The organism is Micromonospora sp. CP22, from assembly GCF_009712475.1.
Lineage (GTDB): Bacteria > Actinomycetota > Actinomycetes > Mycobacteriales > Micromonosporaceae > Micromonospora.
In genome coordinates this window covers 148,660-161,786 of record NZ_VCJO01000006.1, presented here as the reverse complement: position 1 = coordinate 161,786, position 13,127 = coordinate 148,660, and the positions used below count along the sequence as shown (strand labels likewise).

Genomic DNA, 13,127 nt, shown 5'->3' with positions numbered 1-13,127 from the left:
AACCGACCGTGCGCCGGCCGGTCTGGTCTAGCGCCGCACAGACGGGTCACCGCCCGGTCAGCAATGGGCAATGCTACCCCCACCGGGGGTACCGCGCCGCTCCACCGGACGGACCATGCCGGACCCGTCCGGCGCCGCCGTCGACTCAAACGGTCAACAGGGCATGCACGGGACGCGGGGCCAGTCGGTCACGCCCGCCGAGGAAGGACAGCTCCAGCAGCACGGTGAACCCGGCCACCGTGCCGCCCGCCCGCTCCACCAGATCCAGCGTCGCCGCCGCGGTGCCACCGGTGGCGAGCACATCGTCGACCACCAGCACCCGGTGGCCCGCCGTGAAGGCGTCCTGGTGCACCTCGAGCGTGGCCTCGCCGTACTCCAGCTCGTAGGAGGCGGCGTAGGCGGGTCGGGGCAGCTTGCCCGCCTTACGCACCGGCACCACACCGACTCCCGTCGCGTACGCGATCGCGGCGGCGACCACGAACCCCCGCGCCTCGATACCGACCACGGTGTCGAAGGACTCCCGTCCGTGGTACGCGACGATCCCGTCGATGACGTCCCGGAAGGCGTCACCGTCGGCGAACAACGGCATCAGGTCCTTGAACATGACGCCGGGCTTGGGGAAGTCGGGCACGTCGAGCACCCGGCTGGCGACCAGCCGGGCCACCTCCAGCCCGCTGTCTCCACGCACCTCGGCGCTGTGGGTCTCCGTCACGGCAGTTCCGCTTCCCTTCCACACGACGGCGGCGTCCCGCACACTGCTCGCACAGCATGCAGGACGCCGCCGGCACGGTTGACTACCGGGTGGCTCCCCGGCGTCCTCAGCGGCGTTTTCCGCCGCCCGGACGGTTGCCGCCGGGACGCCCGCCCCGGGCCCCGCCGGAGCGCTTGCCCGCCGGACGTGCGCCCACCTTCGGCGCGGCGGCACCGGCGAGGGCACCGGCCTCTGCGGCGACCGGCTCCTCCTCGCGCTCGGCCGGGCGGGCTGCGGCGCCGCCCTTGGCCGGGGTCTCGCCCCGGTTGACCGTGGCCCGCCGGGCCTGCACCCGCTTGTTGTGCGACTGGATCCGTGGCTCCCGGTTCTTGAGCACCACCAGCAGCGGGGTGGCCAGCGTGATCGAGGTGATGAAGGCCATCGCCATACCGACGAACAGCACCAGGCCGAGGTCCTTCAGGGTGCCCGCGCCGAGCAGGCCGGCACCGATGAACAGGATGCCGCCGACCGGGAGCAGCGCGACCACCGAGGTGTTGATCGACCGCATCAGGCTCTGGTTGACCGCCAGGTTGGCGGCCTCGCCGTACGTCTGGTTGTTGTTCGCGGTGATCCCTCTGGTGTTCTCCTGCACCTTGTCGAAGACCACCACCACGTCGTAGAGGGCGAAGCCCAGGATGGTGAGGAATCCGATGATCGTCGACGGGGTCACCTCGAATCCGACGATCGAGTAGAGGCCGGCGGTGAGCACCAGGTTCATCACCAGCGAGAAGACCGCTGCCACCGCCATCTGCCACTCGAAGCGCAGCACCAGATAGACCGTCACCAGCGCGAGGAAGATCACCAGACCGAGCAAGGCCCGGTTGGTCACCTGGCTACCCCACGCCTCGCTGACCCGGTTGCTGGCGATCTCGGACGGGTCGATGTTGAACGCCTGCCCCAGCTCGAGCCGCACCGCCTCGGCCTGCTCGGAGTCGAGTTCGGTGGTACGCAGCTCGTAGAACTCGCCGCCACCCCCGCCGACCTGCTGCGCGGTGACCACCCGGCCACCCTCGACCGCGTTGGCCAACACCTCACCGGCGCGCTGCTCCGCCTGCTCCAGGGTGCCGACGCTGGTCGGGACCTGGAACGAGTTGCCACCGGCGAACTCGATACCGAGGCTGAAGCCCCGGAAGATGACGCTGCCGAGCGCGAGTGTCACCAGCACGGCGGCGATGGTGAACCACACCTTGCGGCGGCCGACGATGTCGAGGCCGGCCTCACCTCGGTAGAGGCGGGCTGCCAGACCAGTCTCAGCCATCTCAGGCCTCCTTGACACGCTGGTTGCGGGGCTGGGCCTGCTCCGACCGGGCCGGCAGTGCCCGGCCCAGGCCGCTGACCCGTGGGGACAGGAACGCCTTGGTTCGGGCGAACATCGTCATGATCGGATGCCGGAACAGGAAGACCACGAGCAGGTCCAGCACCGTCGCCAGGCCCAGGGCGAAGGCGAAGCCCTTCACCGTGCCGACCGAGACGATGTAGAGCACCACCGCCGACATGATGGTGATCGCGTTGGCGGAGATGATCGTCCGGCGGGCCCGGACCCAGGCCCGAGGTACCGCGCTGCGCGGGCTGCGTCCCTCTCGGATCTCGTCCTTGAGTCGTTCGAAGTAGATGACGAACGAGTCGGCCGCCACACCTAGCGAGACGATGATGCCGGCGATACCGGCGAGGGTGAGCGTGAAGCCGATCTGCCGGCCGAGCACCACCAGCGCGCCGAAGAGCAGCAGCGCCGACAGGATCAGGCTCAGGAAGATCACCGAGCCGAGCAGCCGGTAGTAGAAGAACGAGTAGATGATGACCAACAGCATGCCGATGCCGGCCGCGAGCAGACCGGCCCGCAGGTGGCTGGCGCCCAGGGTGGCGGTGACGTTCTGCTGCTCCTGCGCCTCGAAGGTGACCGGCAGGGCACCGTAGCTCAGGTAGCCGGCCAGCTCGCTGGCCTCCGCGTTGGTGAAGTTACCGGTGATCTGGGAGTTACCGGTCAGCACGCCCTGGATCTGCGGCGAGGAGATGATCACGTTGTCCAGCACCACGGCGACCCGGCACTTGCCCTCGTCGCCGAGCGCGGTCGCGTCGCACGCCTGGCCCTCGTTGTTGAACGCCTCGCGGGTCAGCGCGGTCCACTTCTGCTGCCCGGAGCTGGTGAAGTTCAGGCTGACCACCCACTGGCTGGTCTGGTCGCGCACCGCGTTGGCGTCGGAGACGTCGGTGCCGAGCACCTTGGCCACGTCCAGCAGGTTCTTCGCGTAACCACCCTCGCAGGCGACGACCTGCTGCTCCGGGTCGGAGATGGACGCCGGGGGCCGGTCGTCGAGCTGCACACAGCTGATCGTCGGCACGTTGAACTGCATCTGCGCCGGCAGCACCGCTACCTCGCGCCCGCTCAGCTCACCGAACGGCTTGAGCTTCTCGGCCAGCGACGGGTCGGCGCTCAGGTCGGCCGGTGCCTGCAACCCGCTCGCGGCGGCCCACGCCTCGGCACCGACCTTCTGCTCGACGGCGCGGCGCAGCTCCTCGATGCTCTGCGGCACCTCTTCGCTCGCCGTGGGCGACGGGGTCGGCGACTCCGACGGCGACGGCGTCGGCGCGCCACCACCCTGGCCGCCGGCCGACGGCGACGCGGCGGCGTCGGTGTCGGGCGTGGGGCTGGTGGAGCCGGACGGCGTGGCCTCCGGGCTCGCCGTACCCGACGGGGTCGCCTCCGGGCTCTCGCTCGGCGCCGGCGACGGGATCGACCCGCTGCCGTCGACGATCTTCAGCACCTTGCGGAAGCGCAGCTCGGCCGCGTTACCGACCTCGTTGAGCTCGCGGTTCTCGCCGGGGAGGGAGATGACGATGTTGCGGTCGCCCTCGGTGACCACCTCGGCCTCGGCCACGCCGTAGGCGTTGACCCGGTTCTCGATGATCTGACGGGCGCGTTCCAGGTTGTCGGCCGTCGGAGCCCGGCCGTCCAGGGTGTTGGTCGCTTCCAGCGTCAGCCGGGTGCCACCGACCAGGTCAAGACCGAGGCGAGGTTCCAGCCGATCCTTCCAGCCACCGCTGGCACCGCCTGAGAAGAACACCAAAAGATAGAGGACGACGAAGATGGCCCCGAGCACGGCCAACTGCCGTCCCGGGCGCATCTGTCCCTGAGGTGGTGCCACGGCTGTCCTGTCTCCCTGTGGTCACGCCGCCGCGGGTGCGGCGGCGGGTCGGCCGGAATCCCGGGCCGACGGCCTGCCTTCCGACGGCTTCCGGGCTGGTGCCGCCGCCTCGGCTGGTCGGCGCGGACGCGTGGACCGGGTACGGGCGGACGCGCCGACGCCCGGCGTCGGCATGATATCCAATTGTCTCAATGCGCAGTTCGAGAGTGACACCCACCCGGGGACGCGGGCGGGTGCCCCGTCCGAGCCACCGAGAGACCGGCACCCGGACGGGACTCGACGTCAGTCCTTGACCGAGTCGGTCTCCTCGGCCGCCGCCTCGGCCGGGCGCTCCGCCGGGGTGACCACCCGGGCGATCGCCGGCCGGGCGTAGCGGGTCTGCACTCCTGGAGCGACCTCCAGCAGGACGCTGTCGTCCTCGATGCCGGTGACCGTGCCGTAGAGCCCGCCGATGGTGACCACCTCGTCGCCCGGGGAGAGGTTGGCCTGCATCGATTCGGCCTCGCGGCGGCGCTTCTGCTGCGGACGGATCATCATGAAATACATGACGCCGAAGAGCAGAGCGATCATGAGGATCGGCGTGAAGCCTCCCGCTCCGCCGCCTTCTGCTGCGTAGTGCACGGTTGTCGACCTTCCCATTGGCCGCCGGACCGGCGCGTTGGCGCCGGAACGGAGGCGGATTTGCACGTCCTGTACAGACCGCGGCGAGTCTAGTCGCTCTGTCTGGGAACGCCGAACGTCGCCCAGATCACGAACAGATCACGGCTCGCCGATGTCCACCGAGAACAGATCGGGCGCGGGAGGGGCTTCTGGACCAAATGTACCATTTGGCGGTGTACGGCCAAGATGGCGCCAGGCGGCCTCGGTGGCCACCCGCCCCCGGGGCGTACGCGCCAACAGCCCGGCCCGCACCAGGAACGGCTCGCAGACCTCCTCGACCGTGTCCGGCTGCTCCCCGACCGCCACGGCCAGCGTCGACAGGCCGACCGGACCGCCCTTGAACGAATCCACCAGGGCGGTCAGCACCGCCCGGTCGAGCCGGTCCAGCCCGAGGGCGTCGACGTCGTACACGGTCAACGCGGAGCGGGCCGTCTCGACGGTGACCACACCGTCGGCGCGTACCTCGGCGAAGTCCCGCACCCGACGCAGCAGCCGGTTGGCGATGCGTGGCGTGCCCCGGGATCGACCGGCGATCTCCGCCGCCCCGTCCTCGGTGATCGGCACACCGAGGATGCGCGCCGAGCGGTGCAGCAGCACCTCCAGGTCGGCCGGCGAGTAGAAGTCCAGGTGCGCCACGAAGCCGAACCGGTCCCGCATCGGGCCGGTGAGCAGGCCCGACCGGGTGGTCGCGCCGACCAGGGTGAACGGCTCCACGTCGAGCGGGATGGCGGTGGCGCCCGGCCCCTTGCCGACCACCACGTCGACCCGGAAGTCCTCCATCGCGCTGTAGAGCAGCTCCTCCGCCGGCTTGGCGATCCGGTGGATCTCGTCGATGAAGAGCACGTCCCCCTCGGCCAGGCTGGTCAGGATCGCCGCCAGGTCCCCGGAGCGTTCGATCGCCGGCCCGCTGGTCACCCGGATGCCGGTGCCCAACTCCGCGGCGACGATGTTGGCCAGGGTGGTCTTCCCCAGGCCGGGCGGCCCGGACAGCAGGATGTGGTCGGGCGGGGAGCCGCGCCGCATCGCGCCCTGGAGCAGCAGGTCGAGCTGGTCGCGGACCCGGTGCTGGGCGATGAACTCGTCCAGCCGCTTCGGCCGGACGCTGGCCTCGGCGTCCCGTTCCGCGTCGTTGACGTACGCCGAGACGAGTCCGCCGTCGGGGCCGGTCATCGGGGGTCCTTCATTCGCGACCTCGGGGCTCGCGGACCCGGCTGGACCCGCGCGCTCATCGGGTGCGACCCAGCAGTCGGATGGCCTGCTTCAGCAGCACCGGCACCGGCGGGGTGGGACCGTCGACGGTCTCGGCGACGGCGGCGACGGCCTGGTCGGCCTGACCGGCCGTCCAGCCGAGCCCGATCAACGCCTGACGGACCTGCTCGGGCCAGGCCCCACCGGTCACCCCGGCCGCGCCGTCGGCGCCCACCGGCACCGGGCCGATCCGGTCGCGCAGTTCCAGCACCAGCCGCTCGGCGCCCTTCTTGCCGATGCCGGGCACCCGGGTCAGCGCCGCCGTGTCGGCGTTGGCGATGGCCTTGCGGACCGCGTCCGGGGTGTGCACGGCGAGCACCGCCTGGGCCAGTCGCGGGCCGACCCCGCTGGCGGTCTGCAACAACTCGAACAGCGCCTTGGCGTCGTCGTCGGCGAAGCCGTAGAGGGTGAGCGAGTCCTCCCGGACGACCAGGCTGGTCGCCAGCCGGGCCGGCTGACCGACCCGCAGGTCGGCGAGGGTACCGGGGGCGCACTGCACGGCCAGGCCGACCCCACCGACCTCGATCACCGCGTGATCCGGGCCGGTGGCGGCCACCACGCCACGCACACTGGCGATCATCTCGCTCCTCCTCGTCTCGCCCGGTCCGCCGCGGCGGCCAGTTTCGACCGGGTGCCACCGCGCCACACGTGACAGATGGCCAGCGCGAGGGCGTCCGCGGCGTCCGCCGGGCGGGGCGGCTCGGCCAGCCGCAGCAGCCGGGTGACCATCGCGGTCATCTGCGCCTTGTCGGCCTGGCCGGAGCCGGTCACCGCCGCCTTCACCTCGCTCGGGGTGTACGTCTGCACCGGCAGTCCGGCACGCGCCCCGGCGAGCACGGCGATCCCACTGGCCTGGGCGGTGCCCATCACCGTACGCACGTTGTGCTGGCTGAACACCCGCTCCACCGCCACGCTGTCCGGCCGGTGCTCGACGACCAGGTCGGTCAACGAGCGGTCCAGGTGCAGCAGGCGGGTGGGCAACTCGTCGGCCGGGTCGGTGTAGACCACGTAGTAGGCGATCAGCGTGCAGGGCCGGCCGGGCACCCCCTCCACCACGCCGACTCCACACCGGGTCAGCCCCGGGTCGACGCCGAGCACCCGCACGCCGCCTCCCTCCAGCCGCCGGGGCAGTACGTGTGTTCGACACCCTACCGATGCCGTCGCCGCGCCGCGCCCCGGGACACGCCCGATCTGGCAGCCGCGGCGGCAGTGTAGGAGGCGGCCACAGTGTGCCCCGGGAGTATGTGTCACAACCCCATGTGCGCCCGAGCACACACCTCGTAACTTCATGCGCCATGACGGCAGAACCCGTGGCGGTCCCCCACGTCGTGAACGTCGACCTGACCGGTCGTACCGCCCTGGTGACGGGGGGCGGCGGCGGCATCGGCCGGGCCTGCGCCCGGCGGCTGGCGGCGGCCGGCGCCAGCGTCGTGGTGGTCGACCGTGACGTCGAGGCGGCCACGGTGGTGGCAGCCGAGATCGGCGGCCGGGCCGAGGGGGTGGATCTGTCCGACCCGGCGGCGGTGGACGCCCTCGACGCCGACGTCGACATCGTCGTCAACAACGCCGGTCTGCAACACGTGGCACCGCTGCACGAGTTCCCGGTCGAGCGCTTCGAGTACCTCCAGCGGGTGATGGTGGAGGCGCCGTTCCTGCTGATCCGGCGGGCGCTGCCGCACATGTACGCACGCGGCTGGGGCCGGATCGTGAACATCTCCTCGGTGCACGGGCTGCGTGCCTCGGCGTACAAGGCGGCGTACGTCTCGGCGAAGCACGCGCTGGAAGGGCTGTCGAAGGTGGTGGCGCTGGAGGGCGCGGCCTGCGGGGTGACCGCCAACTGCATCAACCCGGCGTACGTGCGGACCGCGCTGGTGGAGAGCCAGATCGCCGACCAGTCGGCCGCCCACGGCATCCCCGAGTCCGAGGTGATCGAGAAGGTCATGTTGGCCCGCGCGGCGGTCAAGCGGCTGATCGAACCGGAGGAGGTGGCGGAGCTGCTGGCCTACCTCTGCTCACCCCCGGCGAGCTTCCTCACCGGCGCCTCGATCGCGCTCGACGGGGGCTGGACGGCGAATTAGCGGAGGTCACCCGCAGAATGTCGGTCATGTCGTCGCCGGTGGAGTTCCTCGAACTGCTCGCCCGGGAGGCAGCCGCGGTCGAATTCGAGGGACCGCTGGTCGCCGCCCGCTCGGCCGGGCTGCCGCCCGAACGCATCGCCGAGTTGGAGCAGGCCAAGACGGTGGCGCTGCGGGTCCGGGCGCTGCTGGAACGCCGTCGCCGCCGGGAGAGCGAACTCTCCGGCCTGTACGACACGGTCAGCGACCTGGCCGGGCTGCGTGACCTGGACGAGGTGCTGCGGGCGATCGTGCACCGGGCCCGGCACCTGCTCGGCGCGGACGTCGCCTACATGACCCTCAACGACGCCGAGCGCGGCGACACCTACATGCGGGTGACCGACGGGTCGGTCTCCGCCCGGTTCCAGCGGCTGCGGCTGCCCATGGGTGCCGGGCTCGGCGGTCTGGTGGCCCAGTCCGGCGCTCCCTACGTCACCGCGAACTATCCGGAGGACGAGCGGTTCCACCACACCCGGGAGATCGACGCCGGGGTGGGCGAGGAAGGGCTGGTGGCCATCCTCGGAGTGCCGCTGCGCCTCGGCTCGACCAGCATCGGGGTGCTCTACGCGGCCAACCGGACGGCCCGGCCGTTCGCCCGCGAGGAGGTGGCGCTGCTGCTCTCGTTGGCCGCTCACGCCGCGGTGGCGATCGACACCGCCCGGCTGTTGGCCGAGACCCGCGCGGCACTGGAGGAACTCTCCTCGGCGAACACCACCATCCGCGCGCACAGCAGTTCCGTGGAGCGGGCCGCCGCGGCCCACGACCGGATGACGGCGCTGGTGCTGCGCGGCGGCGGCGTGGAGGACGTGGCCGCGGCGGTCACCGACGTGCTCGGTGGGGTGCTGTTGGTGCTCGACGCCGAGGGACGGCGGCTGGCACAGGTCGGTGAGATCGACGAGCCGGAGCGAGCGGAGATCGTCGAGGCGGTCGCGGCGTCGCGGACCGAGGGACGCAGCGTACGCCGGGGAGCGTTGTGGTACGCCGCCGTGGTGGCCGGCACGGAGAACCTCGGTGTGCTGGTGCTGCGCCCCGAGGGCGAACCGGACGACGCCGACCAGCGCATCCTGGAGCGGGCGGCGCTGGTGACCGCCCTGCTGCTGCTGTTCCGGCGTACCGTCGCCGAGGCGGAGGGACGGGTCCGGGGCGAGTTGCTCGACGACCTGATCGCCCGGCCGCTGCGCGACCCCGACGCGCTGCGTAGCCGGGCCCGTCGGCTGGGCGTGGACCTGGACGCACCGCACGTGCTGGTGGCCGTCGGCGACGACGCCATCGCGGCGACCGGCTCCGCCCGGCAGCGGGTGCTCTCCTGGGCCACCACGTACGCCTCGACCCGGGGTGGGCTGGCCGCCGCGCGCGACGGCCGGGTGGCGCTGATGCTGCCCGGTCACCACGCGGGTGACAGCGCCCGAGCGGTGGCCCGTGACCTGTCGAGGATCACCGGCCGACCGGTGACCGCCGGGGCGAGCGGGCCGTTCACCGACCCCGCGTCGCTGGGCACCGCCTTCCGGGAGGCGGACCGCTGCCTGACCGCGCTCGGGGCGCTGGGCCGGGCCGGGCAGGGGGCGAGCAGCGCCGAGCTGGGTTTCGTCGGGCTGCTGCTGGGGGCCGTCGACGGCGGCGGCGACGCCGACGTGAGCCGGTTCCTCACCGCCACCATCGGGCCGGTGATCGACTATGACGCCCGGCGCGGTACCGCGCTGGTGCGGACGCTGGAGGCGTACTTCGGGGTGGGTGGCAGCCTGGCCCGGGCCGCCGAGCAGCTGCACGTACACGTCAACACGGTGACCCAGCGCCTGGAACGGGTCGGTCAGTTGCTCGGTGCCGACTGGCAGCAGCCCGACCGGGCCCTGGAGGTGCAACTGGCCCTGCGGTTGCACCGTCTGCGTACGCCCGGCTGACGACCTCGACGGTTCGCCGTCCCCGCCGCGTGGTCGCTCGGCAGGATGAAGGTCGTGCTCGCGCTGCTCCGTTCCCTGACCGGCTGGACCGTCTCCGTGCCGATCGCCGCCCTGCTGGTGCTGGCGGTGACCTGGAACCAGCAGCTCGTCGGCGTGATGGTGATCGTGGTCGGGGCGTTCCTCGCCGGTGCGGTGCTGGCCGCCGTGCACCACGCCGAGGTGGTCGCGCACAAGGTCGGCGAGCCGTACGGGTCGCTGGTGCTGGCCGTCGCGGTCACCGTCATCGAGGTGGCCCTGATCGTGACGCTGATGATCAGTGGCGGGGAGAAGACGGCCTCCCTGGCCCGCGACACCGTCTTCGCCGCCGTGATGATCACCTGCAACGGCATCCTCGGTCTGAGCCTGCTCATCGGGGCCCTGCGCCGCCGGTTGGCGGTGTTCAACCCCGAGGGCACCGGCAGCGCGCTCGCCACCGTCGCCACCCTCTCCACGCTCAGCCTGGTCGTGCCGACCTTCACCATCGGCCGCACCGGCCCCGAGTTCAACCCCGCTCAGCTCACCTTCGCGGCGGTGGTCTCGCTCGCCCTGTACGCCCTGTTCGTGATGGTGCAGACGGGTCGGCACCGGGACTACTTCCTCCCGGTCGGCCGCCACGGGCAGACGCTGCCGGAGGAGGTGCACGCCGATCCGCCGTCGACCCGGCAGGCCCTGACCAGCCTCGTGCTGCTCCTGGTCGCCCTGGTGGCCGTCGTCGGTGACGCCAAGTCCGTCTCGCCGGCCATCGAGGCCGGCGTCGCGGCGGTGAACCTGCCCCCGGCCTTCGTCGGTGTCATCATCGCGTTGCTGGTGCTGTTGCCGGAGACCCTGGCCGCCGCCCGTGCCGCCCGCCGGGACCGGGTCCAGATCAGCCTCAACCTCGCGCTGGGCTCCGCGATGGCCAGCATCGGTCTGACCATCCCCGCCATCGCGATCGCCTCGATCTGGCTCGACGGGCCGCTCCTGCTCGGTCTCGGCGGCACCGAGATGACGCTGCTCGCGTTGACCGTCGTCACCGGCGTGCTGACCGTCGTGCCCGGTCGCGCCACCCTGCTCCAGGGCGGTGTGCACCTGGTGCTGTTCGCCGCCTTCATCCTGCTCGCCGCCAGCCCCTGACGGGCGCCTCGACCTGCCGGCCGGGCCCCGCCGCTGGTCAAGGGCTTGACCCGGGCGGCTAAGTTGATGATCAACTCAGCAGGTTGTCACCCCGGAAAGGTCCCGTCATGTCCTTCGGCTTCATCCTGGCGATCGTCGCCGCCGCCACCGCGATCATCGCTGTCGCCGTCACCCTGCTCAGCTCGCAACGTCAGGTACGGCAGCTCGGGGTGCTGACGGCGGTCGGTGCCCTGGCCGCGACGGCGGTCTTCGCCGTCGCGTCGAGCGCCCACTCGGTGCCGATCCGCTCGGTCGGCATCGTCACCAGCTTCGGCAAGCCGACCGGTGAGGTCACCGGCTCCGGCCTGAAGTGGGTCGCCCCGTGGCAGCGGGTCGGCGAGTGGGACGCCGGACGGCAGAAGTACGACCACATCGGCAACGACCAGTGCGTCCGGGTGCGTACCGGCACGCTGGCCGACGCGTGCGTGGAGGTGCTCGTCGAGTGGCAGGTCCAGCCCGAGAACGCCCCGAAGCAGTTCATGGACTACAAGGGTGACTTCCAGAGCTTTCGGGGGCAGCGGGTCGGCGTCCAGCTCGACAGCGCAGTGAACGACGCCTTCACCGCCTACAACCCGTTGGAGCGCATCGACGCGAAGACCGGCAACCTGAACGTCGACCTGAAGCCCTTCGCCGCCAGCATCAAGGCCAACGCCGAGGAGCGGCTGGCCGACGACGTGGAGATCCTGTCGGTCACCATCACCCGGGTCAACCACGACGACAAGACCGAGAGCAACATCAAGGCGTTCCAGGACAAGCTCGCCCAGACCCGCAACCTCGAACAGGACCGCCTCAACGCCGAGATCCAGAAGGAGGTCACCGAGACCAACGCGAAGGTGGACAAGGTGACCCGCTGCCTGGAGATCGCGGACAAGCACGGCAGCTCCCCCGGCCTGTGCATCAACCCGGGCATCATCACCGGGAAGTGAGCCGCCCGCCCTCACCGGTCAGGGGATGAGGGCGGGCGGCGGGCGGCGGCCGCACACCGGCGAGCCGTCCGGTGCGGTGCGGACGACGCGGTCAGGAGGTGAGGGCGTCGAGGGCCAGGTCGACGTCCTCGGTGGTGGAGTAGAGGTGGAACGCGGCGCGGACCCGGCCGGCCCGCACCGCGGCGCGTACCCCGGCGCGTTCCAGCTTCTCCTGCGCGCCGGGTACCTCGACGGTGACGATCGCGCTGTCCCCGGGCGGCTGGCCGAGCCCGGCGAGGAACCGGTTGGCCAGCGCCACGTCGTACGCCCGCACCTGCGCGACCCCGATCTCCAGCAGCAGTTCCAGCGCGGGAGCCGCGCCCACCCAGCTGAACCAGGCCGGTGAGAGGTCGAACCGGCGGGCGTCGTCGGCCAGCCGCAGCGGCGGCCCGTAGTACGAGGCGTGCGGATCGCGGCCCGCGTACCAGCCGGCGGCGTCGGGTCGCAGCCGGTCCCGCAGCTCGGGAGCCAGGTAGGCGTAGGCGGTGCCCCGGGGGCCCATCAGCCACTTGTATCCGCCGGCCACCACGACGTCCGCGCGGGTCGCGTCGAACGGCAGCCAACCGCACGCCTGGGTGGCGTCGACCGCGACGAGCGCGCCGTGGGCCCGGGCCGCCGTGACGATCTCGTCGTACGCGGCGATGGTGCCGTCCGCCGACTGCACCAGGCTGAACGCCACCAGGTCGGTGTCGGCGTCGACCGAGGCGGCCAACTCCTCCAACGCGACGGTGCGTACCTCGACGCCCCGCTCGACCTGGACGAGCCAGGGAAACAGGTTGGAGGTGAACTCGACCTCGGGCACCAGCACCCGGGCGCCGGTGGGCAGCGCGGCGGCGACCGGCGCGAGCAGCTGTGAGACGGTGGCACCGACCGCGACGTCGGCCACCGGTACCGCGACCAGGCGCGCGAACGCCCTGCGGCACCTGTCGGTCTCCGCTCCCCAGCTCTCCCACGAGCCCCGACCCATCCGCCATGCGGCCAGCGCGTCCTGCAACGCCTCCCACGCCGGGTCGGGTGGCAACCCGTAGCTGGCGGTGTTCAGCCAGCCCGGCTGCGGTTGCCACAACTTCTGTGCCTGCTCCAGTTCCACGCCCCGACGCTAACCGCCGCGTCGGTCGGCCCTAAGCACCAATCCCGCCCCGGTGGCCCCCGGCCCG

General features: G+C 71.8%; 12 protein-coding genes. 4 read left to right on the top strand and 8 right to left on the bottom strand.

Annotated elements, in window-relative coordinates:
- Positions 1-145 precede the first annotated feature (145 nt).
- The 7 genes from FF096_RS13430 to ruvC form a co-directional block, all read right to left on the bottom strand.
- Positions 146-712 (bottom strand): adenine phosphoribosyltransferase, encoded by a 567-nt coding sequence (locus FF096_RS13430; RefSeq protein ID WP_309223227.1) that lies wholly within the window; start codon positions 710-712, stop codon positions 146-148.
- 106 nt (positions 713-818) lie between these two features.
- Positions 819-2,009 carry a protein translocase subunit SecF gene (gene secF, locus FF096_RS13425; protein ID WP_155217946.1) on the bottom strand — a complete coding sequence of 397 codons (1,191 nt, stop codon included), beginning with the start codon at positions 2,007-2,009 and terminating at the stop codon, positions 819-821.
- Between the two features lies 1 nt (position 2,010).
- The gene (gene secD, locus FF096_RS13420; RefSeq protein ID WP_309223226.1) at positions 2,011-3,894 is read right to left on the bottom strand and encodes a protein translocase subunit SecD; all 1,884 of its coding nucleotides are present in this window, start codon (positions 3,892-3,894) and stop codon (positions 2,011-2,013) included.
- 282 nt (positions 3,895-4,176) lie between these two features.
- On the bottom strand, positions 4,177-4,515 hold the full coding sequence (yajC, locus tag FF096_RS13415; protein ID WP_309223225.1) for a preprotein translocase subunit YajC: 339 nt from the start codon (positions 4,513-4,515) through the stop codon (positions 4,177-4,179).
- 138 nt (positions 4,516-4,653) lie between these two features.
- A complete protein-coding gene (ruvB, locus tag FF096_RS13410; protein WP_155217944.1) occupies positions 4,654-5,724 on the bottom strand; it encodes a Holliday junction branch migration DNA helicase RuvB in 1,071 nt (356 codons plus the stop codon).
- A gap of 55 nt (positions 5,725-5,779) precedes the next feature.
- Complete coding sequence (gene ruvA, locus FF096_RS13405) at positions 5,780-6,382, bottom strand: Holliday junction branch migration protein RuvA (RefSeq protein ID WP_155217942.1); 603 nt, start codon at positions 6,380-6,382, stop codon at positions 5,780-5,782.
- Positions 6,379-6,906 carry a crossover junction endodeoxyribonuclease RuvC gene (ruvC, locus tag FF096_RS13400; RefSeq protein WP_309223224.1) on the bottom strand — a complete coding sequence of 176 codons (528 nt, stop codon included), beginning with the start codon at positions 6,904-6,906 and terminating at the stop codon, positions 6,379-6,381. The genes ruvA and ruvC overlap by 4 nt, the downstream gene beginning before the upstream one ends.
- Before the next feature lie 191 nt (positions 6,907-7,097).
- Between ruvC and FF096_RS13395 the strand changes: the two genes are divergently transcribed.
- The 4 genes from FF096_RS13395 to FF096_RS13380 all read left to right on the top strand — a co-directional run bounded on the left by FF096_RS13395 (position 7,098) and on the right by FF096_RS13380 (position 11,931).
- On the top strand, positions 7,098-7,880 hold the full coding sequence (locus tag FF096_RS13395; RefSeq protein ID WP_155217940.1) for a 3-hydroxybutyrate dehydrogenase: 783 nt from the start codon (positions 7,098-7,100) through the stop codon (positions 7,878-7,880).
- Between the two features lie 17 nt (positions 7,881-7,897).
- Positions 7,898-9,814 carry a helix-turn-helix domain-containing protein gene (locus FF096_RS13390; protein ID WP_155217938.1) on the top strand — a complete coding sequence of 639 codons (1,917 nt, stop codon included), beginning with the start codon at positions 7,898-7,900 and terminating at the stop codon, positions 9,812-9,814.
- Between the two features lie 45 nt (positions 9,815-9,859).
- Positions 9,860-10,966: a calcium:proton antiporter gene (locus FF096_RS13385; protein ID WP_196222522.1), complete on the top strand. Its 1,107-nt coding sequence runs from the start codon at positions 9,860-9,862 to the stop codon at positions 10,964-10,966.
- Between the two features lie 107 nt (positions 10,967-11,073).
- Positions 11,074-11,931 carry an SPFH domain-containing protein gene (locus tag FF096_RS13380; RefSeq protein WP_155217936.1) on the top strand — a complete coding sequence of 286 codons (858 nt, stop codon included), beginning with the start codon at positions 11,074-11,076 and terminating at the stop codon, positions 11,929-11,931.
- A 91-nt stretch (positions 11,932-12,022) separates the two neighbouring features.
- Here the strand turns inward: FF096_RS13380 and FF096_RS13375 are convergent, their stop codons facing one another.
- On the bottom strand, positions 12,023-13,060 hold the full coding sequence (locus tag FF096_RS13375; protein ID WP_309223223.1) for an aminotransferase class V-fold PLP-dependent enzyme: 1,038 nt from the start codon (positions 13,058-13,060) through the stop codon (positions 12,023-12,025).
- Positions 13,061-13,127 lie beyond the last annotated feature (67 nt).

What these genes read in the sequence shown, in the direction of transcription:
- FF096_RS13385 (WP_196222522.1), top strand. Translation starts at nt 9,860, where the DNA reads ATGAAGGTCGTGCTCGCGCTGCTCCGTTCCCTGACCGGCTGGACCGTC.
- FF096_RS13395 (WP_155217940.1), top strand. Translation starts at nt 7,098, where the DNA reads ATGACGGCAGAACCCGTGGCGGTCCCCCACGTCGTGAACGTCGACCTG.
- FF096_RS13390 (WP_155217938.1), top strand. Translation starts at nt 7,898, where the DNA reads ATGTCGGTCATGTCGTCGCCGGTGGAGTTCCTCGAACTGCTCGCCCGG.
- FF096_RS13380 (WP_155217936.1), top strand. Translation starts at nt 11,074, where the DNA reads ATGTCCTTCGGCTTCATCCTGGCGATCGTCGCCGCCGCCACCGCGATC.
- ruvA (WP_155217942.1), bottom strand. Translation starts at nt 6,382, where the DNA reads ATGATCGCCAGTGTGCGTGGCGTGGTGGCCGCCACCGGCCCGGATCAC.
- secF (WP_155217946.1), bottom strand. Translation starts at nt 2,009, where the DNA reads ATGGCTGAGACTGGTCTGGCAGCCCGCCTCTACCGAGGTGAGGCCGGC.
- ruvB (WP_155217944.1), bottom strand. Translation starts at nt 5,724, where the DNA reads ATGACCGGCCCCGACGGCGGACTCGTCTCGGCGTACGTCAACGACGCG.